Annotated in this window: 20 protein-coding genes and 1 pseudogene; 9 read left to right on the forward strand and 12 right to left on the reverse strand. The window is 44.3% G+C overall.

Annotated features, from left to right (window positions below; all coding sequences use genetic code 11):
- A pseudogene (locus tag IM485_RS20105) lies at window positions 1-228 on the forward strand (IS4 family transposase); the annotation flags it as partial.
- Window positions 229-353: 125 nt separating this feature from the next.
- On the opposite strand, the gene rsgA reads toward IM485_RS20105, so the two are convergent.
- From rsgA to dnaK, 4 genes are all read right to left on the reverse strand, one after another.
- Window positions 354-1,430 carry a small ribosomal subunit biogenesis GTPase RsgA gene (gene rsgA / locus IM485_RS20110; protein ID WP_104397711.1) on the reverse strand — a complete coding sequence of 359 codons (1,077 nt, stop codon included), beginning with the start codon at window positions 1,428-1,430 and terminating at the stop codon, window positions 354-356.
- Entirely contained in the window at window positions 1,431-1,652 is a 222-nt protein-coding gene (locus tag IM485_RS20115; protein ID WP_002738399.1) for a sulfurtransferase TusA family protein, read from the reverse strand. It lies immediately after the preceding gene.
- A gap of 2 nt (window positions 1,653-1,654) precedes the next feature.
- Window positions 1,655-2,779, reverse strand: coding sequence for a molecular chaperone DnaJ (dnaJ, locus tag IM485_RS20120; RefSeq protein WP_104397712.1), 1,125 nt, complete (start codon window positions 2,777-2,779; stop codon window positions 1,655-1,657).
- A gap of 242 nt (window positions 2,780-3,021) precedes the next feature.
- Window positions 3,022-5,070, reverse strand: a complete 2,049-nt coding sequence (gene dnaK, locus IM485_RS20125; RefSeq protein WP_287745200.1) for a molecular chaperone DnaK — start codon at window positions 5,068-5,070, stop codon at window positions 3,022-3,024.
- Between the two features lie 408 nt (window positions 5,071-5,478).
- Here dnaK and ahr point away from each other — a divergent pair, with 408 nt between their 5' ends.
- On the forward strand, window positions 5,479-6,483 hold the full coding sequence (gene ahr, locus IM485_RS20130; protein ID WP_016516931.1) for an NADPH-dependent aldehyde reductase Ahr: 1,005 nt from the start codon (window positions 5,479-5,481) through the stop codon (window positions 6,481-6,483).
- Between the two features lie 28 nt (window positions 6,484-6,511).
- Complete coding sequence (locus IM485_RS20135) at window positions 6,512-7,267, forward strand: Uma2 family endonuclease (RefSeq protein ID WP_287745201.1); 756 nt, start codon at window positions 6,512-6,514, stop codon at window positions 7,265-7,267.
- 125 nt (window positions 7,268-7,392) lie between these two features.
- Here IM485_RS20135 and gifA read toward each other — a convergent pair whose 3' ends face one another.
- The 3 genes from gifA to IM485_RS20150 all read right to left on the reverse strand — a co-directional run bounded on the left by gifA (window position 7,393) and on the right by IM485_RS20150 (window position 9,937).
- The gene (gene gifA, locus IM485_RS20140) at window positions 7,393-7,593 is read right to left on the reverse strand and encodes a glutamine synthetase inactivation factor IF7A (protein ID WP_002771911.1); all 201 of its coding nucleotides are present in this window, start codon (window positions 7,591-7,593) and stop codon (window positions 7,393-7,395) included.
- A 195-nt stretch (window positions 7,594-7,788) separates the two neighbouring features.
- Window positions 7,789-8,376, reverse strand: a complete 588-nt coding sequence (locus IM485_RS20145; RefSeq protein WP_104397716.1) for a hypothetical protein — start codon at window positions 8,374-8,376, stop codon at window positions 7,789-7,791.
- Between the two features lie 988 nt (window positions 8,377-9,364).
- Window positions 9,365-9,937: a Uma2 family endonuclease gene (locus tag IM485_RS20150; protein WP_287745203.1), complete on the reverse strand. Its 573-nt coding sequence runs from the start codon at window positions 9,935-9,937 to the stop codon at window positions 9,365-9,367.
- Window positions 9,938-10,146: 209 nt separating this feature from the next.
- Here IM485_RS20150 and ileS point away from each other — a divergent pair, with 209 nt between their 5' ends.
- From ileS to IM485_RS20170, 4 genes are all read left to right on the forward strand, one after another.
- Entirely contained in the window at window positions 10,147-13,005 is a 2,859-nt protein-coding gene (gene ileS / locus IM485_RS20155) for an isoleucine--tRNA ligase (protein WP_287745205.1), read from the forward strand.
- Window positions 13,006-13,089: 84 nt separating this feature from the next.
- Window positions 13,090-14,199 (forward strand): DUF262 domain-containing protein, encoded by a 1,110-nt coding sequence (locus tag IM485_RS20160; RefSeq protein ID WP_104397718.1) that lies wholly within the window; start codon window positions 13,090-13,092, stop codon window positions 14,197-14,199.
- Window positions 14,189-14,692 carry a HEPN domain-containing protein gene (locus tag IM485_RS20165; RefSeq protein ID WP_287745207.1) on the forward strand — a complete coding sequence of 168 codons (504 nt, stop codon included), beginning with the start codon at window positions 14,189-14,191 and terminating at the stop codon, window positions 14,690-14,692. Before IM485_RS20160 ends, IM485_RS20165 begins: the two co-directional genes overlap by 11 nt.
- A gap of 125 nt (window positions 14,693-14,817) precedes the next feature.
- Entirely contained in the window at window positions 14,818-15,234 is a 417-nt protein-coding gene (locus tag IM485_RS20170) for a RidA family protein (protein WP_079205988.1), read from the forward strand.
- A gap of 40 nt (window positions 15,235-15,274) precedes the next feature.
- Here the strand turns inward: IM485_RS20170 and IM485_RS20175 are convergent, their stop codons facing one another.
- From IM485_RS20175 to IM485_RS20185, 3 genes are all read right to left on the reverse strand, one after another.
- On the reverse strand, window positions 15,275-17,155 hold the full coding sequence (locus IM485_RS20175; protein ID WP_104397720.1) for a DNA-directed RNA polymerase subunit gamma: 1,881 nt from the start codon (window positions 17,153-17,155) through the stop codon (window positions 15,275-15,277).
- Window positions 17,156-17,335: 180 nt separating this feature from the next.
- Window positions 17,336-18,871 carry a WD40 repeat domain-containing protein gene (locus IM485_RS20180; RefSeq protein ID WP_287745209.1) on the reverse strand — a complete coding sequence of 512 codons (1,536 nt, stop codon included), beginning with the start codon at window positions 18,869-18,871 and terminating at the stop codon, window positions 17,336-17,338.
- Window positions 18,872-18,913: 42 nt separating this feature from the next.
- Window positions 18,914-20,494, reverse strand: a complete 1,581-nt coding sequence (locus IM485_RS20185; protein WP_287745211.1) for a photosystem II high light acclimation radical SAM protein — start codon at window positions 20,492-20,494, stop codon at window positions 18,914-18,916.
- A 105-nt stretch (window positions 20,495-20,599) separates the two neighbouring features.
- On the opposite strand from IM485_RS20185, the gene IM485_RS20190 reads away from it, so the two are divergent.
- Window positions 20,600-20,797: a hypothetical protein gene (locus tag IM485_RS20190; RefSeq protein ID WP_287745213.1), complete on the forward strand. Its 198-nt coding sequence runs from the start codon at window positions 20,600-20,602 to the stop codon at window positions 20,795-20,797.
- On the opposite strand, the gene smc is transcribed toward IM485_RS20190, so the two are convergent.
- Window positions 20,787-24,317: a chromosome segregation protein SMC gene (gene smc, locus IM485_RS20195; protein ID WP_287745215.1), complete on the reverse strand. Its 3,531-nt coding sequence runs from the start codon at window positions 24,315-24,317 to the stop codon at window positions 20,787-20,789. The genes IM485_RS20190 and smc overlap by 11 nt on opposite strands.
- 173 nt (window positions 24,318-24,490) lie before the next feature.
- Complete coding sequence (locus IM485_RS20200) at window positions 24,491-24,760, reverse strand: YciI family protein (protein WP_061431669.1); 270 nt, start codon at window positions 24,758-24,760, stop codon at window positions 24,491-24,493.
- Window positions 24,761-25,081: 321 nt separating this feature from the next.
- Here IM485_RS20200 and IM485_RS20205 point away from each other — a divergent pair, with 321 nt between their 5' ends.
- Window positions 25,082-26,329 carry a vanadium-dependent haloperoxidase gene (locus tag IM485_RS20205; protein ID WP_287745217.1) on the forward strand — a complete coding sequence of 416 codons (1,248 nt, stop codon included), beginning with the start codon at window positions 25,082-25,084 and terminating at the stop codon, window positions 26,327-26,329.
- Window positions 26,330-26,491: the final 162 nt, after the last annotated feature.

Genomic DNA, 26,491 nt, shown 5'->3' on the forward strand with positions numbered 1-26,491 from the left:
CAACTCAATATTTTACCCCACCGTGTTTATATTTGTCGCCTCAAAGAATCTAATCGTTCTGCTGAAAGACATAGTGATTTTTGGATAGGTACTTATGGTACTTTTTGGGTTGAGTCGATGGATACTTTCTCGGAACTTGCCCTTTCTTTGATCCGCCTCAAACCCCAGAAAAACCCTTATTTCTCCAAAGGGTTAACGGCTATGAGCCTTATAAAGCAAGCTTTTTAACTGTTCTGTCACCCCTTGAGGCAAAAATTATCACACAAAGTCGAGAAGAGCCCCAGAAGAGCCGATTTTCATCTTTAGACAGTATTTATAAAGTCCCCCTGAATATCAAGGCAACTTAACCCATTCTATTCAGAATCATCATTATAAATATCTTGGAGAGTTTTATTTTCGTAGCGTTCCTGATCTTGATTTTTGACGCGACGAGAGGGACGACGATATTTTTTATTAGCTAATTTGGGTTCGTAGGTTTCTTGACCTGCTTCTTTAATTTTTAACTTTAAACTTGACTCTTTTGTGCTAGTTTTCTGCAATGACTGTTCTCGTGCGATCGCTTCTTCTAAAAACTCTAAATAATGTTGGTAACGTTCCCAATCTCCCCTCACCACACAGTTAGGTTCCCGACGATGAGTACAATCATTAAATTGACAATTTCCCAAAGCTAAACGCTCTCTCACTTCCGGAAAATAAAAAGTTAATTGTTCCGGTGAACAGTTAATATCCGGTTGGTTAAAACCCGGACTATCGGCCAATAAACCCCGATTTGGTAAAGCAAATAACTCCACATGACGGGTGGTGTGACGACCTTTTTGCAGTTTTCCCGACACATCCCCCACCCGTTGATTAATCTCAGGAATTAGACAATTAATTAAACTCGATTTTCCCACCCCCGATGGACCGGCCAAGAGAGTAATTTTATGGTTTAATTGTGCCAATAAAGCCTCAAATCCCCGATTTTTCTCCACACTGACAAAAAAGGGCCGGTATCCCCAACCAGCTAGGCGATCGCTCCAAATCTCTATTTGTTCCGGTTCCCCCAGATCAATTTTATTGACACAGACCGCAATTTCTAAGCCTGTGGACTCCGCTTTCACCAAAAAACGACTGATCAGCCAAGGATCGAGAACGGGTTCAGCAAGGGCAAAAACTAGCAAAATCTGCTCGATATTGGCAACGGCCGGCCGATCGATCTCGGTACTGCGGGGGAGAACTTCTGCGATCGCACCCTGCCGATCATCAAAATTGGCCTCCTCCACGCGCACCCGATCACCAACCATCACCGACTGACCGATTTTTTGCAAGCGAGCGCGACGGGTACAGAGAAGATTCTCGCCCATAACGGGAGAATCCAAGCGTACCTGATAGAAATTCGCCTGTACAGCCACCACTGTGCCGTATAAATCGGTTAATTGTGCATCTACCATTTAGGAATCGGGGCGATAGACTTTGAGAACAAAAAAGCTATCTCGGTCCTCGATCGATTCTATCTGATAACCCTCCACTGTCAGGCTAGTGGGAACCTGTTCGATCGGTTCCCCGGCATCTAACCAGACTTCCAACCGTTCCCCGGCGGTCATTTTCTCTAATTGTAATTTTGTCCGGACAAAATTAATCGGGCAGGGAGTGCCGCGCAGGTCTAAAGTCATAGTTATTTATGGAAGATATTACCTAAAAATCCCTCGATGCCGCCTTTGCCCACGGTTTCCCCGCGAACTTTCGCTATTTTTTCCAGTAAATCCCGTTCTTCTCCCGTGACACGGGCAGGAATCGAGATTTTAACGGTAATACGATGATCACCGCGACTGACGGGATTGCCTAATTTGGGAACCCCCTTGTTTTCTAAAATCAGTACGGTGTTCGGTTGAGTACCGGCAGGGATAGTCAGGTCCTCTTGGCCATCTACAGTATTAACTTTGATGGTACATCCTAAAATCGCTTGGATATAACTAATCGAGATATTCGATTTAATATCATTGCCTTCCCGTTGAAATTCTGTATCTGTTTCCACGGTTAGATAAACGAATAAATCCCCCGGCGGCCCGCCTTTAAGTCCTGCGTCACCTTCCCGGGCAACGCGCAATTTCATGCCGTTGTCAACCCCCGCAGGAATGGTAATTTTCAGTTTTTTGGTTTCCTGTCTGCGTCCGGAGCCGCCGCAAACATCGCATTTTTCCTCGATCACCTCTCCAGCACCGTCACAGGTGGGACAGACCGAAACCTGAGCAAAAGTACCGAAGGGAGTACGGGTAGCCCGACGCACCTGACCGGTACCACTACAAGTAGTACAAGTGCGGGAACTGGTTCCAGGTCTGGCCCCACTGCCTTTACAGGTTTGACAGGTTTCCAGATGACGGATGCGGATTTCCTTTTCGCCGCCAAAGACCGCCTCGCGGAATTTTAGTCTAAAATCGAGACGTAGATCCTCGCCCCGGGTAGGGCCAGTGCGTCGGCGGGCGGTTGCTTGGCCGCCCGCGCCCCCGAAACCACTAAAGATTGTCTCAAATATATCGGCGAAACCGCCCATATTGTCGGCATCAAAACCGGCAGCGCCCCCAGAAACCCCGGCTTCACCAAAGCGGTCATAACGATTGCGGGTTTCTGGTTCCGAGAGAATTTCGTAGGCGCGGTTAATTTCTTTGAAGTGTTCTTCGGCTCCCGGTTCTTTGTTAACATCGGGGTGATATTTTCGGGCGAGACGACGATAGGCGCGTTTGATGTCTTCTTTACCGGCATCTCGCGAGACACCTAGAATTTCGTAGTAATCAGTGGGCATAGGGGGCTATGGTTCTGCTGGCAATTTATAAATAGAGTTTAAGTCTAGTTGTTACTTTAACAAACTATACATAGTAGTTTAGTTGGGTTATCCCTACTATTTTTTTCGGTGGGGGTTAGGGGTTGGGGTGTGGGGTGTGGGGTGTGGGGAGAAGGGGTGTAGGGGTGTGGGGTGTGGGGTGTGGGGAGAAGGGGAGAAAAAAGCTGATAACTGATAACTGATTACTGATTACTGATCACTTTTTAATCTACGGCCTCGTAGTCACTGGCGCTCATTTCTTCCCCATCGTAGGGATCATCATCGCTGTCCGATTCGGTGGATTTAGTTTCCAGATTACTATAGGTTCTGGTTCTAGTGCGGGAGAGGGTTGGCCTGTTGGTGAAGGTATTCGAGGAAGTAGCCTGGGTGCGGGTGGATCGAGTCAGTTTTTCGGTGACATCGATCGATTCAAACCCAGTACCGTTAAGGGATTGGTTTTGCTCTTGTCCACCAGTGTAGATGCGGGTACCGATTTCGAGGACAATCTGACGAAATTCTGCCAAGGTGGTTTTTAGCTTTTCTGGAGATAGGGAGGGGTCGCGCAGAGCGATTTCCAACTGTTGCCGCTTCTGGTCGGCCAGTTGCCGGATATCGGGGGCGACTAACTGACTGTTTTCCCTGAGGGTGACTTCGTAGCTATAGAAAAGACTATCGGATTGGTGGCGAATATCGATCATTTGCAGACGACGGCGATCGGATTCGGCGTATTTTTCGGCTTCTAGGCGCATTTTTTCAATTTCGTTCGGTTTCAGCCCTCCAGTATGGCTAATTAAAATGCTTTGTTCTTTGCCGGTGCCTTGGTCGCTGGCGGCCACTTTCAAGATGCCGTTGACATCGATCTCAAAGGCCACTTCAATTTGTGGCACCCCCCTAGGAGCGGGAGGAATTCCTGTCAGGAGAAATTTACCCAGGGTTTTATTATCCTGGGCCATAGCTCTTTCCCCTTGCAGAACATGAATTTCCACCGAAGTTTGACCATCGGCAGCGGTGGAGAAAACCTGAGATCTACTGGTGGGGATAGTGGTATTGCGATCGATAATTTTGGTAAAGACTTCGCCGAGGGTTTCAATGCCGAGGGAAAGGGGGGTGACATCGAGTAGGAGGATATCTTCCACTTCTCCACCTAAAACTCCAGCTTGAATCGCTGCCCCCAAAGCAACGGCCTCATCGGGGTTAACAGAGCGATCGATCTGGCCGGTAGAAAAGAAACGGGAGATTAATTCTTGCACAGCGGGGATTCTGGTGGAACCACCAACGAGAATGACACGATTGATATCGCTAGGCTGCAGTCCGCTATCTTTGAGGGATTGTTGTACGGGTTCGAGGGTTTTTTCCACTAATTCTCTGGTTAATTCCTCAAATTTAGCGCGAGTTAGTTCTAATTCTAGGTGTTTAGGGCCGGTTTCGTCGGCGGCGATGAAGGGGAGATTGATCGAGGTGGTAATCAGGCTAGAAAGCTCGATTTTGGCTTTTTCGGCGGCTTCTCGCAGTCTTTGGATCGCCATGCGATCGCTGGACAGATCGATGTTTTCTTGACTTTGAAAGTTCTCCACCAGCCACCGCACTAAGAGGTTATCAAAATCGTCCCCCCCAAGATGGTTATTGCCGGCCGTGGCTTTCACTTCAAAGACTCCCTTCCCCAGTCGCAGGATGGAAACGTCGAAGGTTCCTCCCCCTAGGTCAAAAACGAGGATATGTTGATCTTCGTTTTGTTTATCTAAACCGTAAGCTAGGGCGGCGGCGGTGGGTTCGTTAATAATTCTTAATACTTCTAGTCCTGCGATCATGCCCGCGTCTTTAGTAGCTTGACGTTGGGCATCGGTAAAATAGGCGGGAACTGTAATCACGGCCTCGTTAATCGGTTCTCCCAGATAGGCCTCGGCATCGGTCTTTAATTTTTGCAGGATCATGGCCGAGATTTCTTGGGGAGTAAATTCCCGATCACGAATTTTGATATTGACGGTATCATCGCGACCGCGTTGGCAATGATAGGCAACTCGTCCCCTTTCTGCCTCCGTGTCTTGCCAACGCCTACCAATAAAGCGTTTGATGCTATAGACGGTATTTTCGGCATTAGTGACCGCCTGACGTTTGGCCAGTTGTCCCACTAGGCGCTGGGCCTTGCCGAATCCCACGATACTAGGAGTAGTCCTTCCCCCTTCCGAGTTGGGAACTATAATCGGCTGACCTCCCTCTAGTACGGCAATGCAACTGTTGGTTGTCCCTAAGTCGATGCCGATAACTTTTCCCATGGCGCTCTAATAATAACGATAGTTAATAGGATACAATCGCTTACAAAAATTATCCCCAAATTGGAAAAGGGCTTTTTACCCCGTCTAATCTTGCCCCGGTTGAAAGCTGGTAGTTTTCCTGCGAGGCTAACAAAACTTGTCGGTAAAGTCCGCAAGCCTGACCAGATTGGTGTAGTGGACTATATATCAAGAGTAACCCAAAACCAGTAATTTTGCTGATGCTGCCAGTTAGCGATCGCCTCTGGCTATTCTTAAAATTGCCGTTTTTAAGATTTTTTTAATGATCACGAGCGGACTTCCTTGATGTTGATGTCCCTAGCAGTGGAATTATTGCCCAATCTTCTTAACCCGAATTTTCGATAAACTTAGAATAAAATAACCAATAAACCGATCCTAGAGGACTTAATCATGATTAGAGCCTATGCTGCCCGAGAAAAAGGGGGGAAACTAGAGCCTTTTGACTACGATCCGGGTATATTAGGGGATGAAGATGTAGAAATCGCGGTGGAATATTGCGGCATCTGCCACAGTGACCTAAGTATGCTCGATAACGATTGGGGACTGACCACCTATCCCTTTGTCCCTGGCCATGAAGTGGTCGGCACGATCGCCGCTCTTGGTGCTAAAGTCAAAGAGTTAAAATTAGGGCAAAGAGTCGGTCTGGGTTGGTTTTCCCGTTCCTGTTCCACCTGTGAAACCTGTATGTCAGGGGATCAAAACCTTTGTGCTACTGCCGAAGGAACTATCGTCGGTCGCCATGGCGGTTTTGCCGAAAGAGTCCGGGCCCATCATAGTTGGTTAGTTCCATTGCCGAACCAGTTAGATGCTGCCAAAGCTGGCCCGCTTTTCTGTGGTGGTATTACCGTCTTTAATCCCATTGTCCAATTTAATATTAAACCCACGGCCCGAGTTGGTGTCATTGGTATTGGTGGATTGGGCCATATAGCCTTAAAATTCCTCAAAGCTTGGGGCTGCGAAGTAACCGCTTTTTCCAGTAGTCCCGACAAAGAAACGGAAGCAAAAGAACTAGGGGCAACTCATTTTATCAATTCCAGAGACCCAGAGGCTTTGCAATCGGTACAAAATTACTTTGATTTCATCATCTCCACCGTTAACGTTAATCTCGATTGGGGTCTTTATATCGCCTGTTTACGTCCCAAAGGTCGTCTGCATATTGTTGGCGCTGTTCTTGAACCCATGGCTACCTACGCTTTTCCCTTGATTATGGGTCAAAAATCGATTTCCGGCAGTCCTTTGGGTAGTCCCAGTACCGTCAGTAAAATGATTGAATTTGCCTCTCGCCATGGCATTGAACCAGTCACAGAAACCTATCCTATCTCCCGGGTGAATGAAGCCATGGAAAAATTGCGAACCGGACAACCTAAATATCGCCTCGTCTTACAAATAAAATAAAACCATCTCTATCCCGGACGTAACCCCGATGACTCAACCCCTCACTCCTCCAGTTATCGATTGGGAAGAATCTCCCATTCCCCCAGAAGACTTGATTTTTGATGATGGAGAACCTTTGGAAACCTACCGTCACCGCAAGGCCATGAATGTGTTAATCGATTCTATCGAACAAGCCTATCAGGATCGAGAGGACTTTTTTGTTGGCGGTAATATGTTTATTTACTTTAGCCGTGAGCGGGTTTTTAATAAGGATTTTCGCGGCCCCGATTTTTTCGTTGTCCTCGATATCGATGGTAGTTATAAACGACAAGGATGGGTGGTTTGGAACGAAAACGGACGTTATCCCGATGTGATCGTGGAATTAATGTCAGAAAGCACCGCAAAAATCGATTTAACTACCAAAAAAGACCTCTATGAGCGGACTTTTCGCTGTTCCCAATACTTTGTTTATAATCCCTTTGATGCCACTTCCCTGCAAGGTTGGGCTTTAGACCAAAATCAATGCTATCAAGAAATTATTCCCGACCAGCGCGGTTGGTTATGGTGTCAACGTTTGGGATTATGGTTAGGAGTCTGGATGGGCAGCATCCAACGAGAAGAAGCCCCTTGGCTACGTTTTTATGACCTAGACGGCAATTTAATCCTCCTACCTGCGGAATTAGCCGAAATCGAACGTCAGAACGCTGAAATTGAACGTCAGAATGCTGAAATTGAACGTCAACGGGCGGAACGTTTAGCGGCGCAATTACGGCAATTAGGCATAAATCCCGATGAAACCCCGTAATCAGCCTAGGACTGACCCCTATCTCTAAAAACCAAAAGCCCACACCTCCCGATCTCGGTTTATGTGGGCTGATTGTTCACTTAATTCTAAGACTGAAAGCTGACACTTTGGCGAAATCTAAGAGCCTAACTCAGAGTAGCACCAGAGCGATCATAAGTTTGTGAAGAGAAGTCGGCCGAGAAGCGACGTTGAACGGTTTCCCCGTGGCCATTATCATTGTCAATACCGATTTCAGAAGCACTTCTGCCTAACATCGATTGTTGACGATTTTTAACGGCGTGGTGGTGACGCATCATTAAGGCACGAGCTTGTTGTTCTGTGGACATAATCATTTCCTCCGATCTGCAAATCGCATTTTGAACTTTTTTAATCACCCACTAATATATATAACATACAATTCTGTATCTATTTTTACAAAATGTCCTAATCCCAGAAAAATTAACAAAACTTTACAATAGGAGACAGGAGGTAGCTTTTATTTATTATCCCCACTTCCCCACTTCCCAAGACATCAATCGTCCTCAGACCTTAATCGAACTAGGTTCATCGACGGCGGCGATAATGCGATGACAACCAGAAAAGGGTTGGGACCATTGATACTGGTGTTCTAAAGGATTACCCCAACAGAGGCCGAGATATAATTCCGTGCGCGCCACATCTAATTCCGCCCATTCCGACTGGGCAACTAATTCGGCTAGAGAATCGGCAGAAATGGGACGACGGGAGTTAAGCGCCCACCAAAAATTCATATTAGAGGTGATACTGTTCCAAAACTCTAAAACGGAAGCTTTGGCAGCCATGAGAATTTCCTTGTCACCCGCGACGGCAACTAATTGATTATGAATTTCGGGATAACGGAGAGTGCGATCGCCCCATTGACAAACACGCCAGATAATGCCCGAAACCTGATATTGTTGTTGATAATCGTGAATTTGGCGGCGAAAATCCTGATAGGCGAAGACTTTGCCCACCTTTTCTAGATTGATCGCCTTGGCAATCACCGGATTATCAATGCGCTCCGCCGGAGAGAGTAACAGACGTTCCCCTTTGCAAGTGGCGTGCATTTCTCGATCGAGGATTTCAATTAACTGCTGTGTCGAGTAAGCCATACTACCGCTCTTACCTGAGAGAGGATTTCTTTTTATGATAAACTCGAATTTCCCTAGTGGAAAGGCTCGATCGCTAGAAAATTGTCATTCATCGGACATATCGGCAGCATACCCCTTAATACTTATGGGCGAAAAAACCCCTGAAAACACCTGTCGGGGAGAGAAGACAGTCTAACTGCTAGGTTTTACATCGGTTGCTTTTTTTCTGGTCTAGATGCCGAGAATTGTCAGGAAAATTCAACCCATCACTCTCCCTCAAGGATTTTTATCAATTCCAGTTAATCGATCAAGAGCAGTACAAGTGTATTTAATGACTGGCCGACGTTTAATTTATCGTACTATTCCCCTCTTCTATTTCTCCCAGTCTTTTTAAAATTCTTGATTGTTTTGGGTCACTTCTAATTTTATCGATATCTTTATAAGTAAAACCCATAGTAAATAATAACCATATTAATTCTTCTTTCTGATCGCTGCCACTAAATCCTCCTCCGAGGATAGCGTCTAATCTTTTTTGATAGTTCTCTCTGCCTTGTGTAAATCTCCCGATTAATTCTTGGATGTATTTTTGAATAGTAAGTATGGCTCATTTGAGTTCAGTATGCTAAAAGCAACATCCTAGTGGGTTAAAAAAGTATTAAATTTACTCTTGGGAGGATGAAATCAGCTATCAATTCAGCATTTTGACGCTTTCTAATAGTAGAGATATATGTAAATTTTATAACAAATAAGCAGAAAGCTATTATGACTTCTCTCAATCATCCTAAATCATCACTACAGATTTTTGAAGAAATCTTAAATTTCTGGACTCATAAACCAGTTGAGATTAGCATAATAGACCACATGATTTTCGTGAAATTAGAATCGAAGGATAAATCAGCTTCAGATAGTGATGCAATTCAGACTTAAATTGGTCGTTTTTAGGCAAAGGGAGACAGATCTACCCCTATCCCTAGGGACCTAAAACTGCGATGTCAAAAAAGAATTGTAATCATAGCAAACCGGGGACTTTGCGATAGATAGAAACGGTCGATACCCGGAATCCTACACTGGTAAATTCTACCTCATCTCCCGCTTCATAGATATGTTCTTGCCAAACTCCCGAATCCTCGCGACGGTGACATTCAATTTTAATCTGGTTTTGATGAATAAGAATGTATTCTTTTAAGGTGGGACAGGTTTGATAATCGCTGAATTTATCACCCCTATCAAAGGATTCCGTAGATTTCGATAATACTTCAATAATCAGAACGGGATAGAGAATAAAATCATCGGTATTGTTAATCTCTCTCTCGTCACAAACCACCGCAATATCGGGATAATAATAACAATTTGCCTCCTCTAACCGGACTTTGATATCGGAAGTGAGAACAAGACAGGGACTATCATCGAGATGATTACCTAAAACCTTGGCTAAATTGGCCGATAAAACGATATGCGGCTTTTTTGCCCCTACCATCGCATAAATCCTTCCTTTTCGGTACTCGTGCTTGATCGGACTGACTCTTTCCCCTTCTAGATACACTTCTGGAGAGACATAAAAAAAATTAGGATTCGTCACCATCGTCCCCATGCTCCCTATCCTCGAATAACTAAATTATAGCCTTTGGGAATCATCGCTCTTGGACTCAATCTCGCTAGACTTATAGATCAATGATTGTCACTTGTAATATTTGTATTACAGTTATGTGACAGAATAGAGATAACGACCCTTAAAGGGACGTTATTTAGGAATGAATCCCGAAAACGATTGATATCCATAGGTTTGCCAGAATGTCCAACGCTAAAAGTTACAAAGATACCGTTAATTTGCCCCAAACTGACTTTGATATGCGAGCAAATGCCAGCAAACGTGAGCCAGAAATCCAGAAATTCTGGCAAGATGAGCAAATATACGAGAAATTAGCGCAAAATAACCCCAAAGAATTATTTATTCTCCACGATGGACCACCCTACGCTAACGGGTCCCTGCATATCGGTCATGCTTTAAACAAAATTCTCAAAGACATTATCAATAAATATAAACTGCTGCAAGGTTACAAAGTGCGCTATGTGCCGGGTTGGGATTGTCACGGGTTGCCGATCGAATTAAAGGTTTTACAAAGTCTCAAAAGCTCGGAAAAAGAGGGTCTAACCCCTTTGAAATTACGTCAGAAAGCCCATGATTTCGCCCTTCAAACGCAAAAAGAACAGTGTGAAGGTTTCAAAAGGTATGGAGTCTGGGGAGACTGGGAAAATCCCTATTTAACCCTACAACCGGAATACGAGGCCGCTCAAATTGCCGTATTCGGAAAAATGGCCCTAAAAGGTTATATTTATCGGGGACTAAAACCGGTTCACTGGAGTCCTAGTTCTCAAACCGCTTTAGCTGAGGCAGAATTAGAATATCCCGAAGGTCACACTTCCCGCAGTGTCTATGTTGCTTTCCCGATCACATCAGTTTCAACCCCGGTTTTAACGCCATTTTTGCCTAATTTATCCGTGGCTATCTGGACGACTACCCCTTGGACTTTACCCGGGAATTTGGCCGTCGCATTAAACCCAGAATTAAACTATTCAGTGGTGGAAACTAGCGAGTCTAATTATCTAATCGTAGCGACGGATTTAGTCGAAAAATTAGCCGACACTTTTAACAGGACTTTGACGATTAAAGCAACGGTTAAAGGTCTGGAATTAGAACATACTAAATATCGTCATCCTTTGTTTGACAGAGAAAGTGCTATTCTCATCGGTGGGGATTATGTCACCACCGATTCCGGCACCGGATTAGTTCATACTGCTCCCGGCCATGGTCAGGAGGATTATATCGTCGGCCAACGTTACGGTTTACCGATACTTTCTCCCGTGGATGATAAGGGAAATTTCACCGCAGAAGCGGGACAATTTGCGGGTTTAAATGTCCTGAAAGATGCTAATGAAGCGATAATTTTAGCACTGACAGAAAAGGGTGCCTTACTCAAAGAAGAAGCATATCAGCATAAATATCCCTACGATTGGAGAACCAAAAAACCGACAATTTTCCGCGCAACGGAACAATGGTTTGCTTCCGTGGAAGGATTCCGGGAATTAGCTTTAGAAGCAATTGATTCGGTGCGTTGGATTCCCGCAACAGGGAAGAATCGCATCACTTCTATGGTTAGTGAAAGAAGCGATTGGTGTATCTCTCGTCAGCGCAGTTGGGGGGTTCCTATTCCTGTTTTTTATGACGAAGAAACAAATGAACCTCTGTTAACCGAGGAGACGATTAATCACGTTCAAGCTATCTTCGCAGTCAAGGGTTCTAATGCTTGGTGGGAGTTATCCGTAGAGGAATTATTGCCTCTCAGTTATCGCGATAATGGTCGCAGTTATCGCAAGGGAATGGATACTATGGATGTGTGGTTTGATTCTGGTTCTAGTTGGAATGCGGTGGCTAATGCTCGACCAGAATTAAGTTATCCTGCGGATATGTATCTAGAAGGATCGGATCAGCATCGGGGATGGTTTCAATCGAGTTTATTAACCAGTGTCGCTGCTAATGGTATTGCTCCCTATAAAACGGTGTTAACTCACGGTTTTGTTTTGGATGAACAGGGACGAAAAATGAGTAAATCTCTGGGTAATGTCATCGATCCCAATGTGATCATTAATGGGGGTAAAGACCAGAAAAAAGAACCCGCTTATGGGGTGGATGTGATTCGGTTATGGGTGTCCTCGGTGGACTATACCAATGATGTGAATATCGGTCAAAATATTCTTAAACAGTTGGTAGATATCCGTAATAAAATCCGTAACACTGCCAGGTTTTTACTGGGGAGTTTAAATGATTTTGATCCCCTTAAGGATGCGGTAGCTTATGAAGATCTACCGGAGATCGATCGCTATATGTTACACCGTATCTCGGAGGTGTTTACGGAAGTAACGGCAGCTTTTGAAAGTTTCCAATTTTTCCGCTTTTTCCAGACGGTACAGAATTTTTGTGTTGTCGATTTATCTAACTTTTATATCGACATTGCTAAGGATCGTTTATACATTTCTGATCCTAATTCTTTCCGTCGTCGCAGTTGTCAAACAGTTTATGCTATTGCCTTAGAAAATCTCGCTAAAGCGATCGCTCCTGTCCTGTCTCATCTAGCGGAAGATATCTGGCAATTTCTCCCCTACAAAACTCCTTATTTATCGGTATTTGAGTCAGGATGGCTAAACATCGATCCTGCTTGGAATAATCGCGAATTGGCCGATAAATGGGCCAAATTCCGGCAGCTACGCACCGAAGTTAATAAGGTGATGGAAACTGCCAGAAATGATAAAGCGATCGGTGCTTCTTTAGAGGCAAAAGTTTTACTTTATGTTCCCGATGAAACCTTACAACAGGAGTTAGAATTATTCAACAATTGTGATAGTTTAACGGGAAATAAAGTCGATGAATTGCGTTATCTATTTCTCTCTTCTCAAGTGGAATTAGTTAGTGATATTAGCGCAATTCAAACCGCAGAATATAAGGGAGAATCAGACTTTGTTTCGGTGGGAATTGTCAAAGCAGACGGCGAAAAATGCGATCGCTGTTGGAATTATTCCACTCAAGTGGGAAAATTTGCCGATGATCCCAGTATTTGCGAGCGCTGTAATGCCGCTTTAAAAGGAGAGTTCTAAGCTAAATTAAAAGGGTGCTTTGTTGTCTAATAAAGTACCCTTTTAACTGTGAAAATTTTATAGATATTAGGAGGGATAAAAATTATGGTTAATTATCTCAGTCAAGAAGAGAAATTACTAGCAGCCGAAGAAGAAAAGTATCTAGAGGAAGAAGATGATGTGGATTTTCCTCCTGTAGATATTATTGCTTACAATGAGCAGCGATCCTGCTCTGATCTAGTTAGAATGTATCAAAAAAAACAATTGGTTATCGATCCAGATTTTCAAAGAGATGTGGTATGGACTGATCCACAACAAACTCGTTTTATTGATAGTTTAATGAAACAGTTACCGATTCCTAGTATGTGTATTAGTCTTGACTATAAGACAGATAAACGCTATATCATCGATGGATTACAACGAATTAGTACCATCGTCAAATTTTTAACTACTGAAGATTGGAGGCTATCAAAATTACCCGATGTAGATTCGTCTATTTCTGGAAGAACAGTTGAGGAAATAAAAACTCAGCATGAAGAATTATATGAACGCGTAGAAAATATGACTATTCCCATCACCATGATTCGCTATGACTCCAGCAAAAAAGCTCATAATAATTATATTTTTACCATTTTCCATCGCTTAAATACTGGTGGAGTAAAACTTAACAATCAGGAGATCAGAAATTGTATCTATAATGGCAAGTTTAATAGTTTTTTAAAAGAATGCGCTCAATATGAAAACTGGCTTTTGCTGATGGATCGAGAGCAGCAAAAAGCATCTCGATTTGGAGATGAAGAATTAGTGCTTCGTTTCTTTGCTTTTTATGATGAATACCAGAACTACAAGGGGAAATTGACCAGATTTTTAAATGATTATATGTATAAACATAGATTTGCTCACGCAGATTTTATTCAAGATAAAGATGAATTATTTAAGCAAACCGTTGACTTGATTTATGATAAAATCTTCAAAGAGGAACCTCTCAAAACCAGTAAAGTTATTGCTGAGGGAATTCTTTTAGGAGTTGCCAAGAATTTAGATACTTTAGTCAATCTCTCCAATGGTGAATTACAAGACAAGTATTCTAGATTAATAAAATCTGAACCATTTTTAACTGAAAATTTATCTAGTGGTATGTATCGAAAAGATAAGGCTTTAGAGAGAATTAATACATCTATCAAAATTTTTTCATCTACTGGTAATGATTACTAAAGATTATTTACTCAAGACGTTAAACTGGCTTGATCAACTCCATGATGACCCTACAGCTGATAATCAAAAAACTTCTTCTTATTCCAAACTAGCTCTTATAGAATTATGTGGCTGGATCGAGGAAACTATGGATGATATAGTTTTAAGATGTGCTAAACGATGCTTAAAGTCCGAAGCTAACAAAAAATTCATCGATAAGACTATTAGTGGTACTCATAGTTTTGAATATGAACCTTTTAGAAAAATGTTGATTATGGTTATTGGTTTAGCAACATTAGAAAAAATCGAAAAAAAGTTAGAAAAAACCGGTAAAATTAGTGCTTTAAAAGGTGATCTTGTTAATCTAAAGAAAAGTCGCAATCGAGCGGCTCATACTCATACTAAAGGTACTTTGAGAACCTATGACGCTCCTTCTAAAACTAAACATGATTTTGATAGAATATATGCTTTGTTAACAGAGTTAGATGCAGAATTGCAGCGTCATAAGTGTTGACTTATTTCTCGTACAATCGCTTTTAGCGCACCTTCGACAAAGACAATCAGTCAAAATTAAATCCCCTAACCGGCGAAAATTAACTGCAAGCGATCGAAAAACTGGGAAAATATTCAATTGATTCAATGTCATCTTTTTTAACTATCCTGCCCATGAATAATCAGGTCATTCGTACTGATAAAGCTCCGGCCCCTGTGGGTCCCTATAATCAAGCGATCGCCGCTCCTGGTCCTTTTCTCTTTGTTGCGGGACAAATTCCCCTAGATCCCGTCACGGGTGAAATCGTCTCCGGGGAAATTAGCACCCAAACCGAACAAGTTATGGCCAATCTAGAGGGCATTTTAACCGCTGCTGGGGCTAATTGGTCAAATGTGGTGAAAACTACCGTCTTTCTCTCGGATTTAGCCAATTTCGGGGCGATGAATCAAGTTTATGCCCGTTATTTCCCCCCGGAAACTGCCCCGGCCCGGGCCTGTGTGGAGGTGGCCCGTCTTCCCAAAGATGTGCTAGTGGAAATAGAATGTATTGCCGCTTTAGCCTAAAAATTAAGGTGGGCAATGCCCACCCTAACCTAATCTCTCTCTAGACCACCAAAGCTTCTAGAATCGTCTTATTGTAGATAATTCGCCCTACAGTAGTACGCACATACTGAGAAATTATCTCACCATCCTTCTCGCGGGTTTTGCGCTCCCGATAATATTTCCAGATGCTGCCATCGGGGAGAGTTTCCGTTTCCAGGACTTCCTCATCGGGTTTATTGGTTTTCACCTTTTCTCCGACCGGTAAACGCAACCACACAGAAGCGTGTAGATCCACCAATCCCTGATCGAAAGAGCGAATAGCGTCATCCATGCTGGCGAAATAACGACCTCCACCCTTTTGGGCCTTGGGATTTTCGGCCGTGAGATAATAACAACCCAAAACCATATCCTGAGAAGGGGCAACAATCGGGCGACCGGTCGCCGGTGAGAGAATATTATGACAAGCTAACATCAATAATCGCGCTTCCGATTGTGCTTCCAGGGAGAGGGGAATATGTACGGCCATTTGGTCCCCGTCAAAGTCAGCGTTAAAAGCGGGACAGACGAGGGGATGTAACTGAATCGCCCGGCCCTCCACTAAGATCGGTTCAAACGCTTGAATGCCCAAACGGTGCAGGGTAGGGGCGCGGTTTAACATCACTGGGTGTCCCGTGATCACTTCATCCAAGACGTGCCAAACATTGGCATCCCCCCGTTGGATCATTTTCTTGGCTGCCTTGATATTATTGACGATGCCTAATTTAATTAAACGATGGATAACGAAGGGTTGGAACAATTCGATCGCCATTTCCCGGGGTAAACCGCATTGATAGATCTTCAATTTCGGACCGACAACGATAACCGAACGTCCCGAATAGTCCACCCGTTTACCGAGGAGATTTTGACGGAAACGCCCCTGTTTACCCTCGATAATATCCGATAAAGACTTCAGGGCGCGATTATTGGCCCCCACCACCGTGCGACCGCGACGACCGTTATCAATTAAAGCATCGACGGCCTCCTGTAACATCCGTTTTTCGTTGCGGACGATAATTTCGGGAGCGAGAATTTCTTGCAGACGGGATAAACGGTTATTGCGGTTAATCACCCGACGGTAGAGATCGTTCAGGTCAGAGGTGGCAAAACGGCCGCCGTCCAACTGCACCATCGGGCGTAAATCGGGAGGAATCACGGGAATTACGCTTAAAACCATCCATTCTGCCTGAGAACCCGTGGCGATAAAGTTATCGATTACCCGGAGACGTTTAATTAATTTTGCCCGTTTTTGCCCTTTACTTTCGACAATTTCCGTCCGCAGTCTTTCCGCTTCTTCTTCCAGGTTAATTTCCTGTAAGAGTCTTTGGATAGCCTCGGCCCCGATACCCACTTCAATACCGACTAATTCCGAGTCCTCCGCGTAGATTTCTTCTTCGATCTCTAACCATTGATCTTCGCTGAGGAGTTGTTTATAACTAAGATTGCCGGCATTGCCCGGATCGAGAACCACATAGGCATTAAAATAGACGATCTGCTCCACGTCCCGCAGGGGCATATCGAGCAGGATACTGAGATAACTGGGAATACCTTTAAGATACCAAACGTGGGTGACGGGGGCAGCTAATTTGATAAAACCCATGCGATGACGACGTACCCGCGACTCGGTGACTTCTACCCCGCAACGTTCACAGACAATTCCCCGGTGACGGACGCGCTTGTATTTACCGCACCAACATTCCCAGTCCTTGGAGGGGCCAAAAATTTTCTCGCAGAATAACCCATCCATTTCTGGTTTGAGAGTCCGATAGTTGATCGTTTCTGGTTTGGTTACTTCTCCGACGACTTGACCGTTAGGCAGGTTTCTTTCTCCCCATTGCCGAATTCTTTCGGGGGACGCTAAACCGATTTTGACGTAATCAAATCTTTGATCTGTTGGAGTCTTCATTCTGAATTTTTTACTATGGGTAATGATTCTGGGATAAGCGATCGCTCGCGCGTTCTCGATGCCCCGATGACAACTATTAGGCAGAAACGACGGTTAACTCAGTCACTTTTTCTTGGGGTCAAACTGGCCCGATCGAGTCCGGGACATTACATTATACAATTTTTCTAGTTCGATCGACCATTAAGTGATATTTTCCCAGATGGTGATGCTGCCGTCGGCCGCGGCCGCTGCTAGGTGACAATAATCGGGGCTGAGAACTAAACTGGAAATTGGCGATGATCGCTCATTGGTGGCGCTGAGAGTTGCGATCGCCTGTTGAGAATTGGCTAACCAGATTTTAATCTCTCCGTCGGTCCCCCCAGTAAATAACCATTGACCCTGCTCTGCGAATACCAAGCTTGTCACCTGACCATTATGGGCATTAATCACCCGAATTGGCGCAAAATGACCGCTTTTCTCGGGGTCGTATTGCCAGATTTTCACCGTCCCATCCACACAACCGGCGGCAATAATCTGACTATCGGCAGCGATCGCCAGACTCTGCACCGAAGAAACGTTACCGGATAGGACGGCGATTTTTGCTCCCGATCCCAATTGCCAGAGGGTGACAGTGCCATCACCCCCAGCTGCGGCGATAAAATCTTGATTAGGAGCCACTGCTAGGGCATAAATTGCCCCTAGACTGTCATAGGAGCTAAATTCTTCGTTTTCCTGCTCTAAATTCCACTGTTTTAGGGTTTGATCGTAACTACCGCTAACCAAAAAATGCCAACGGGGGGCAAAATCTAGGCCGTGAATCGAACCGAGATGACCGAGGAAAATTTGATTTAATTCCAGATTACTGCCATCGCTGGCTAAAGTCCATAATTTAACGGTTTGATCGAATCCTCCCGTCGCTAGATGATAATCGCCGTTTCCGGTCACTGCTAGGGCTAAAATGCCCTGATCATGAGCTTCCACCGTATTAATCAGGGTTCCCCTCGCAAAATCCCAGATTTTTAGGGTACGATCCCAACTAACGCTAATTAAAAACCGTTGATCCTCGGTAATTGCGATCGCTGTAATCATTTCCCGATGGGCGCTCAGACGGCGATAATAGTGCCAATGGGGGATAGGGACGGGGGGGGAAGTGGGAGTTAAATTAAGGGCGGGTAGGGTGATTTGTGGCTCATTTTCCGCTTTTGTTGCGCTAATATCCGCCGATTCTTCGTTAATCGGCAAAATCTCTCTTTGTAAGCGACCGTAGGATTTTTCCAGATGTTCGATGCGTTCCAGCAGCGCGTTACGGTTGATGTATTGAATAATTTGATTGTAGGACTGTTCGAGGGCGAGAATATTCTCCTCTAATTCTGCGATCTCGCGTTGCGAGCGCGTTGCGACCGCACGGTCGTTATCGCTGGCCGCTGCGGGATCGAGGGACTGTATTTGGGCCGATAAAGCTTCTTTTTCTTCTTCCCACTGCTCCTGTAAATGACCGGTTATCTCGGTTAAGCGTTGAAGTTGCCTGGTTCTTTCTCGGAGACGATTGAGAATATTTAACCCGAAAGTCACGACTAGGAGGAACAAAGGCAAAAACCCCGCACCCATGGCGATAAGGGTAAGCAGGGTTAATCCTAGGGCGATATATTCCGCTAATTCTAGCCCATGGAGGCGATGGTCGGTCATTTTGCAGTTACCGGTAAAGGGATTTTGATCATCTCCTGATTTCAGACTCATGGTAACGCTAATTGCCGCCTTCGGATTGACTAAAATTAATTTTTAAGCAGGAATTAAGACTTTTTCCTTAGTTTCTATCGGTGCGGTTAAAGCGGATTCTAAATCGGCCTTCCCTAGTCTTGCTTCCAAAATTTTCAGCACTTCCCGTCCAAAATCATCGGGATTTTGTCGCCATGCTTGCAGACAAACTTCGCCAAAAAATGACCCCAAAGGTTCGGGATTCCAGAGCAGTTTTTTGGCTGTCCAGGGCATTAAACTCATGGGATCGTAGTCGGGTTTAATAATTTCTTTTTTGAAGGCGTATTCTTCTAGATGGGTGTGGGGTTGTAGTCCGATAAAAAAGATGGCTGGTTCCACTTTATCGACTCCAAAAATATTTTCTAATTCCCGATGATAGGCGATAGTTTGACGAATAGTTTCTAGGGTTTCATCAATAACATTAAAAGAATAATTTACCGAAACCAGATCATTAAAACCTGCCGCTTTTAAGTCTCGACAATTTTGCAGAACTGTCCGCAAATTATAGCCCATCCGCATTTTGCGGACTAATTCCTGAGAACCACTGGTGATACCAATTTCAAAGTAGTTCATACCAGTTTTTACCATTAAATCGCACAGTTTCGGGGTGAGATTATCTGCGCGAATATAGGCAGCCCAATGGATATCTTTCATCCCAGCAGCGAGGATTTTTTCTAATAGTTCTTCTACATCGTTGATAAATTTTCTGGCGGGGATAAATTGGGCATCGGTAAACCAGAAATTGCGAATGCCGCGGTCGTATAATTGGCGTATTTCCTTAACTACTTCATCGGCGGGATTAATGCGTACTTGTTTCCCTTCGACAACGGTATAGATGCAGTAGCAGCAGTTATGGGGACAGCCGCGCTTGGTTTGTACCCCGATATAAAAGTCGTTTTCTTGGAAATAGTAGGAAAATTCCGGCCAAATACTGGCGATATAGTCGTAGTTACAAGCGGATTTTTCTAACGGGGTGGGGGATTCGTGGATTAAACGCGGCCGGGGTGTGGTTTCTCCGACGACATAACAACGTTCATCGCTAAAGTCCCGGCCGGAGAGGAATTTTTCTAGCAGGGTTTCCCCTTCTCCGACTGATACAATTGTTCCTGTGGGCAGTTTGGTTTTTAGTTGTTCGTAGAAAACACTGACGGCACCACCCCCGACGATAACTCGCGCTTCGGGATGGTATTTTCTGGCCCGCTGCAACCCTCGGCGAATTAGTCCCTGATTCCGCCATAATTCGCCGTAGTAGGCTGTCGTCACCTTTAAACCTCCTAAAGCACCTCGCAGCTTGATTAGGGGGTTTTTAGCGTAGTAAAATTCAAAGGCGTTTTGCAGGGGATTACCACCGCGACCACCGACGGGGGCATATATTTGAATATCTCGCCAGGAGAATACTAGCAGGGTGGGCCGAAATTCGTCAACACAGCGATCGAGTGCTTGGTTAAAGTCTAAGGGTGGGACTGCACCAAGGTCAAAAATCCTTTGTTCGATGTCGGGGAATAGTTTATGAACGTGGTCGGAAAGGTAAACCACACCGATGGGGAAAATGGGGTTACAGGGGAGTCTAACGTAGAGGATGCGTTGTGCTTGCGGTTGAGTCATGAGATTTCTGAATGGGACGAGGACGCATTCTGAGTAATCTTAATATAACTTAACTTTGTCCGGCTTGTCTGGCAGTTATCAGTTATCAGTTATCAGTTATCAGATGTGAGTTTTCAGTTCACTGTTTACTGTTTACTGAAAAGCTTCCCACTTCCCCACTTCCCCACTTCCCCACACCCCACACCCTACACCCTACACCCTACACCCTACACCCTACACCCTACACCCTACACCCTACACCCTACACCCTACACCCTACACCCTACACCCCACACCCCACTTGCGTCTAAGGTTAAACTTTAATTCCTAGTACCTGTGTATGTGTTCCCCGCGCTTGGGTGACACCGATGGTTCTTTCCGATGCTTCAATCATCGGCCGACGCAAACTAACGACAATAAACTGCGCTTGTTGTGCTTGTTTTTGAATCATTTTGGCCAATTTCTCCACATTTGCCCCATCTAAAAACATATCCACTTCATCAAAGGCATAAAAGGGAGAAGGACGATATCTTTGTAGGGAAAAAATAAAGCTTAAAGCGGTTAAAGATTTCTCACCTCCAGACATGGAACTTAATCGCTGTACGGGTTTTCCTTTCGGATGTGCCACCAGATTTAAGCCACCATTAAAGGGGTCATTTTCGTCTTCTAGTTGTAAGTAACCATCGCCATCGGACAGGGTGGCAAATATGGTCTTAAAGTTTTCGTTCACAGCAGTAAATGCTTCCTGAAAAGCATTAAATCTGAGGGTGGTAAAGTTTTCTATCCGCAAAAGTAGTTCGGTTCTTTCTCCTTCTAGAGTTTGCAGTTTTTCTGATAGTTCATCTAATCTCTCTTTAGTTTTTTGGTGTTCTTCTAAAGCTAACATATTCACAGGTTCTAAAGCTGCCAATTTCTTTTGTAACTGCCGAATATCGCTTTGAATTTTCTCGAAATCTCGCTCGCTTTCAGGAATTTCAGGCAAGGGATTGGGTAAGTCGCTTTCTAGTTGACTAATTTCTGTCTGTAAAGTGGTTAGTAATGCTTGTCTTTCTTCTTGATTGTTGACCAACTTTTCCGATTGCCAGATAGCCTGTTGTTGTTGGTTTTGTTGTTGTCGCAAAACTGTCTCTAATTGATCTCTTTTTTGCTTGGTTTCCCCTAGTTGTCGGGATAATTGCTGTAAAGCTTGATTGATTTCTAAAATATGGTGATCAAGTTTTTCTATCTCCAGATTACCGATATTTCTCTGATTAACTGCATCGGTGATTATTTTCTCAATCTCAATAATTCTATCCGCAGACTCTTGACTTTTTTCTTCTAGTCTGATCTGTTGATTTTGTAGGTCTTTTAACTGTTCGCGGACTGTCGCGAGGTGATTTTCTTGGGTTTGTAACTCTAATTCTTGAGCGCGAATTATTCCCTGTACCTGTTGCCATTCGCTATGGGTATGATTGGCCTCTAAAGCAGTTAATTTTTCCTGTTCTTGCTGTAAAGATAACTCTAACTGAGGAATTTCTCTAGTTAATACCTCTAACCGTTGACGAGAAATAGTAATTTCCTCTTGCTGGCCCGATAATTGACGGGTTAAATCCTCTTTTTCTGTGGTTAAACGTTCTAAATCCTTGCTTAATTGTTGTAGAGATAATTGATTTTCCCGATGACTTTGACGGGTTTCGGTTAACTGTTGGGTTAACTGACTGATAAGATGATTAACTTGGGTAATTTTTTCTTCGTTGCGGGTAAGAATGCGATCGATTTCTGCTAATCTTTCCCGTAGAGATTCCGCTTCACTAGACTCCTTCGGAGAAATTTTACCAAAACGCAGCCCCGATCGCGTCGGTTGGCTGCCTCCGGTCATAGCGCCAGTCATCTCTAATAACTCGCCATCCAAAGTAACGATGCGATATTGATTGATATAATAACGGGCAGAATCTATATCCTCGAAAACCACAGTACTGCCAAAAATATAGTTAAAAACCTCCCGATACTGGGATTGAAACTTAACTAAATTCACCGCTAAATCCAGATAACCCCGCGCATGACGCAGAGAGGAAATATCCTGGGGACGGGGAGGACGAATTTTATTCAGGGGTAAAAAAGTGGCCCTACCGATGCGACGCTGTTTTAGCAAGGCAATTCCGGCAGCCGCAACGCTATCATCTTGGACGACTACATGACCTAAACGACCTCCGGCGGCGATTTCAAGAGCAATTTGATAACGTTCCTCTACTTCGCCCAATTGTGCCACTAATCCGCAGATTCCGGGCAAATCTGACTGTAATAATATTTGAGTAGCATAGGTTCCCTGGGCCTCCTGTTGCGCTTGCTTAGTCGCTTCCAGTTTATCTAATTCCCTCTGTTTGTCCCGTTGTTCTTTTAGCAGACGTTTTTGGGTGTCCTGACTGATAACGCGATTTTGTTCAGCAATGGTGAGTTTTTGGGCTAAATTTTGGATATCTGGTTCCGATTGATTAATTTTTTGTAATATTTCTTGACTTTCTTCTGTTTTTGTGCTAATAACTTGCTCTAATTCTTGCAGACGTTGACCAGCTTCTACTATATTAGTTTGCAATCGATCGCATCTTTCGGTCAATTGGGCTCGTTGGCTACGGTAGGGGTTTAATTGTTCCTGAAGACGGGTAATATTGCGGGAAAGGTCACTTTGTTCTTTTACCCAAGCTTCTGACGCTTCCGCGAGACTACTTGCTTGCAGACGATGGGTTTCTAGGGTTTCCCTTGCGGTTTGGGTTGTCCGTAGGAGATTGGGTAAAATTTCAGTTTCTAAACGGCTTTTTTGGGCAGTAATCTGGTTTAATTCGCGATTATAGCGATTAATTTCCTCTATAAGTCTGGTTTTCTGTGCCTGAGATTCTTTTTCAAGGTTTTCTAACTCTTTTTGTCGTTGTTGCTGTTGTTGTCGTTTGGCCTGTTGACTCGCTAATCGGGAAGTTAGGGACAGGTGTTCATCTTCCCCAAAAGCTTTAACCTGTTGATTGAGTTTCTCTAATTCTTGACTATTTTGGGCGATTTGTTCGGATAAATTGGCGATAGTCTCCGTTAAAACCTGTTTTTCCCTTTCCCCAGCTTGAATTTGTTCTTTTACTTGCTGGCAGCGCTGCTGGAGATTTTGCCAATGGAGGACAATTTCCCATTGTTGTTTTTCTTGGACTTGGGCCTTGAGTTTTTGGTATTTTTCGGCTTTAATGCGATCGAGTGCTAATTTCTCCAGAGATTTTTGCAATTCTGTGGCAATAATTTGGCAGCGTTCTTCCCTTTCTTTAACCGAATCGATATTCTCCTTAGTTTTCTCAATTTTGCGGTCAAATTCGGCTACTCCTGCCAATTCGTCGATAATTTCCCGTCTTTCCTTGGCATTCATGCTGATAATTCTGGTTACGTCCCCCTGTAACACCACGTTATACCCTTCGGGATAGATGCGTAAACGGTTTAATTGGTCGTGAAGTTCGCTAACCGTACAGGTTTCCCCATTGATATAGTAGGTAGAAGTATAGCTGCCCCCCTTAGCCACTTTTAAGCGCCGGGAAACCGTCCAATCCCTATCGGTTGCGTCAGGAATATCGGCAATATCAAAAGTCACCGAAACACTCGCTTCTGAGCTATGACGTTGACTGTTATAGCTGTGATTGACTAAATCCGGTAATCTTTCGGCCCGCATTCCCTTGGAAGTAGCTAATCCCAAGCAAAATAGCAATGCGTCAAGGATATTCGACTTTCCCGAACCATTTGGACCAGAAACCACCGTAAACCCCGGTAAAAAGGGTATAGGAGTCGTTCCCCCGAAGGATTTGAAGTGTGAGAGTTCGACCTTTTTGATGTAAACCATGGCAATAAGCAAAAAGTAGGCAAGCTATCAGCTGTCAGCTGGAATCGATAAGGGATAACTCCGGTTTATCCTTGACAATATCCTCAGACTTGACCGGAGATGAGTTTGATTAGTTGCGTAGTTGGAAAATTTTATGACAACACCCTTATAGAAAAATATAGCTGATAGTCCCCTTAGATGGCTTGAATCCATTCCTTGACTTGGTACTCTGTCCAGATGCCATTTTGCCAGTAGGGATCCGCTTCGATTAATTCTCGCACTTCCGACTCGCTGGCTGCCTGATAAATTCCGAAAACTTGGCTTAAATCTGCCGTTGGTCCGATAGTAATGAGAATTCCCTGTTCTTTCTGTTGATTTAATCCCTCTAGATGCGCTTGACGATAGGGAGCGCGTTTTTCCAGCACGTTTTCACAATAACTACCCCAGATAACAAATTTCGGCATATTTGACCTGTACTCTCTTGATCTGTTGCTATTTTACGATCGAATCGTCAATCAGACTAAATCGCTATGGAAAAGTGGCAAGTGGTAGGTTTTTCGGTTATCAGTCAACAGTCATCAGTGAACTGAACAGTCAAATCTGATAAGTAATAACTGCAATAGTTAATTTTTGTAAAAAGTAGTTGACAAATTGCCAGTGCTTTAAAGTGGGATTTACGTCACTTAACTTCTTGTTAATAGCCTAAACTTCTATGGTTACTATTGAACTTATCCAATAGACTGGGGCTGTTAAGTCAAAGTTGCGATATTAAAGGAGGTAACGATATGAACGTAATTATCGAGTGGAATGACGTTTTTTTAGAAACTATTCGGAAAATTGGTGGCGGTCCGACACCGATTGCCCGGGCGGGGGCGATGTTACAGGTGGCGATGTTTAACGCCATTAATGCCCTTTCGGGGAATTTATACAGTCCCTATCCTAGCAATTTAAAGTTAAAGCCTGATCCCGGTACTTCTCCTGAAATAGCGGCGGTTTATGCAGCCCATCGTATTCTTAGCCGGATTTATGTCAATCTGACCATGACTTTTAATACTGCTTTGGATACATCCCTGCAAAGATTAAACGTGGTTAAGATGTCCGATGCCGATACCAAAGGTAAAACCTTTGGGCAGGCCGTGGCCGATTCCATTCTCACCCTGCGTCAGAATGACGGTTCTGACCAACCTCCCCTGTATAAACCGGGTAATCAGCCGGGGGATTGGCGACCGACAGGATCCGGGGATGCGGTTGCCCCCCAATGGCCGGACGTGACTCCCTTTGTCATGACTTCTGGTCGTCAATTTCGGGCGCCCTTTCCGGGTAACTATGCTAATAAAATCGACCTTCTCCGTAGTCCTGAATATGCGGCCCAGTTTAACGAAGTCAAACTGTTAGGGGCGGCCAATTCCTCTGCGCGTACTGCTGCACAGACTAGAATTGCCTTTTTCTGGGCGAATGATGTGGATGGAACCTATAAACCCCCTGGCCATCTGTTCCGCATTACCCAAATTGTTGCCCAACAAAGAAATTTATCTCTACTGGAAACAGCGCGTTTATTTGCCCTAGTGGGTTTAGTCATGGGTGATGCCGCTATTGTGGCGTGGGATGCTAAGTACCGGCTGCCGATTAATCTCTGGCGACCGGAAACAGCGATCCGTCTGGCCGATCAAGATGGTAATCTTTTAACCGAAGCTGATCCCAATTGGCAACCCCTATCAATTAATACCGCCGGTCAGCGTTTTAGTCCCGCTTTCCCTGCCTATGTTTCTGGTCATGCCACTTTTGGGGCGGCCCACGCTGGGATTATGCGTAATTTCTTTGGTACTGATAACGTCACTTTTACCGCCGACACGGACGATCCTAACGCCGAGGGGATTAAACGCACCTATAATAGTTTTAGTTCGGCGGCTTTGGAAAATGGTCGCAGCCGTGTTTATCTGGGAGTTCACTTTCAATGGGACGGTGACCACGGTTTCTGGTCGGGTACACAGTTGGCTGATTTTGTCTATGCCAAAGTTTTACAGAAAGTTTAGGTAGGGCTTGCTGAATAAATCTAAAAACCTTGTTGGATAAGGCTTTTAGACTTTTTTTCCCTCAAAAAGTGCCGACCATTGGAGGGATCGGGGGTAGAATTCAGGTACTTTTTCCCTGAAAATTAGGTAACTGACTACCTCAAAATCGGTAAAACCCTACAC

Origin of the sequence: Microcystis sp. M169S2 (genome assembly GCF_020245865.1) — a bacterium.
Classification (GTDB): domain Bacteria; phylum Cyanobacteriota; class Cyanobacteriia; order Cyanobacteriales; family Microcystaceae; genus Microcystis; species Microcystis ichthyoblabe_A.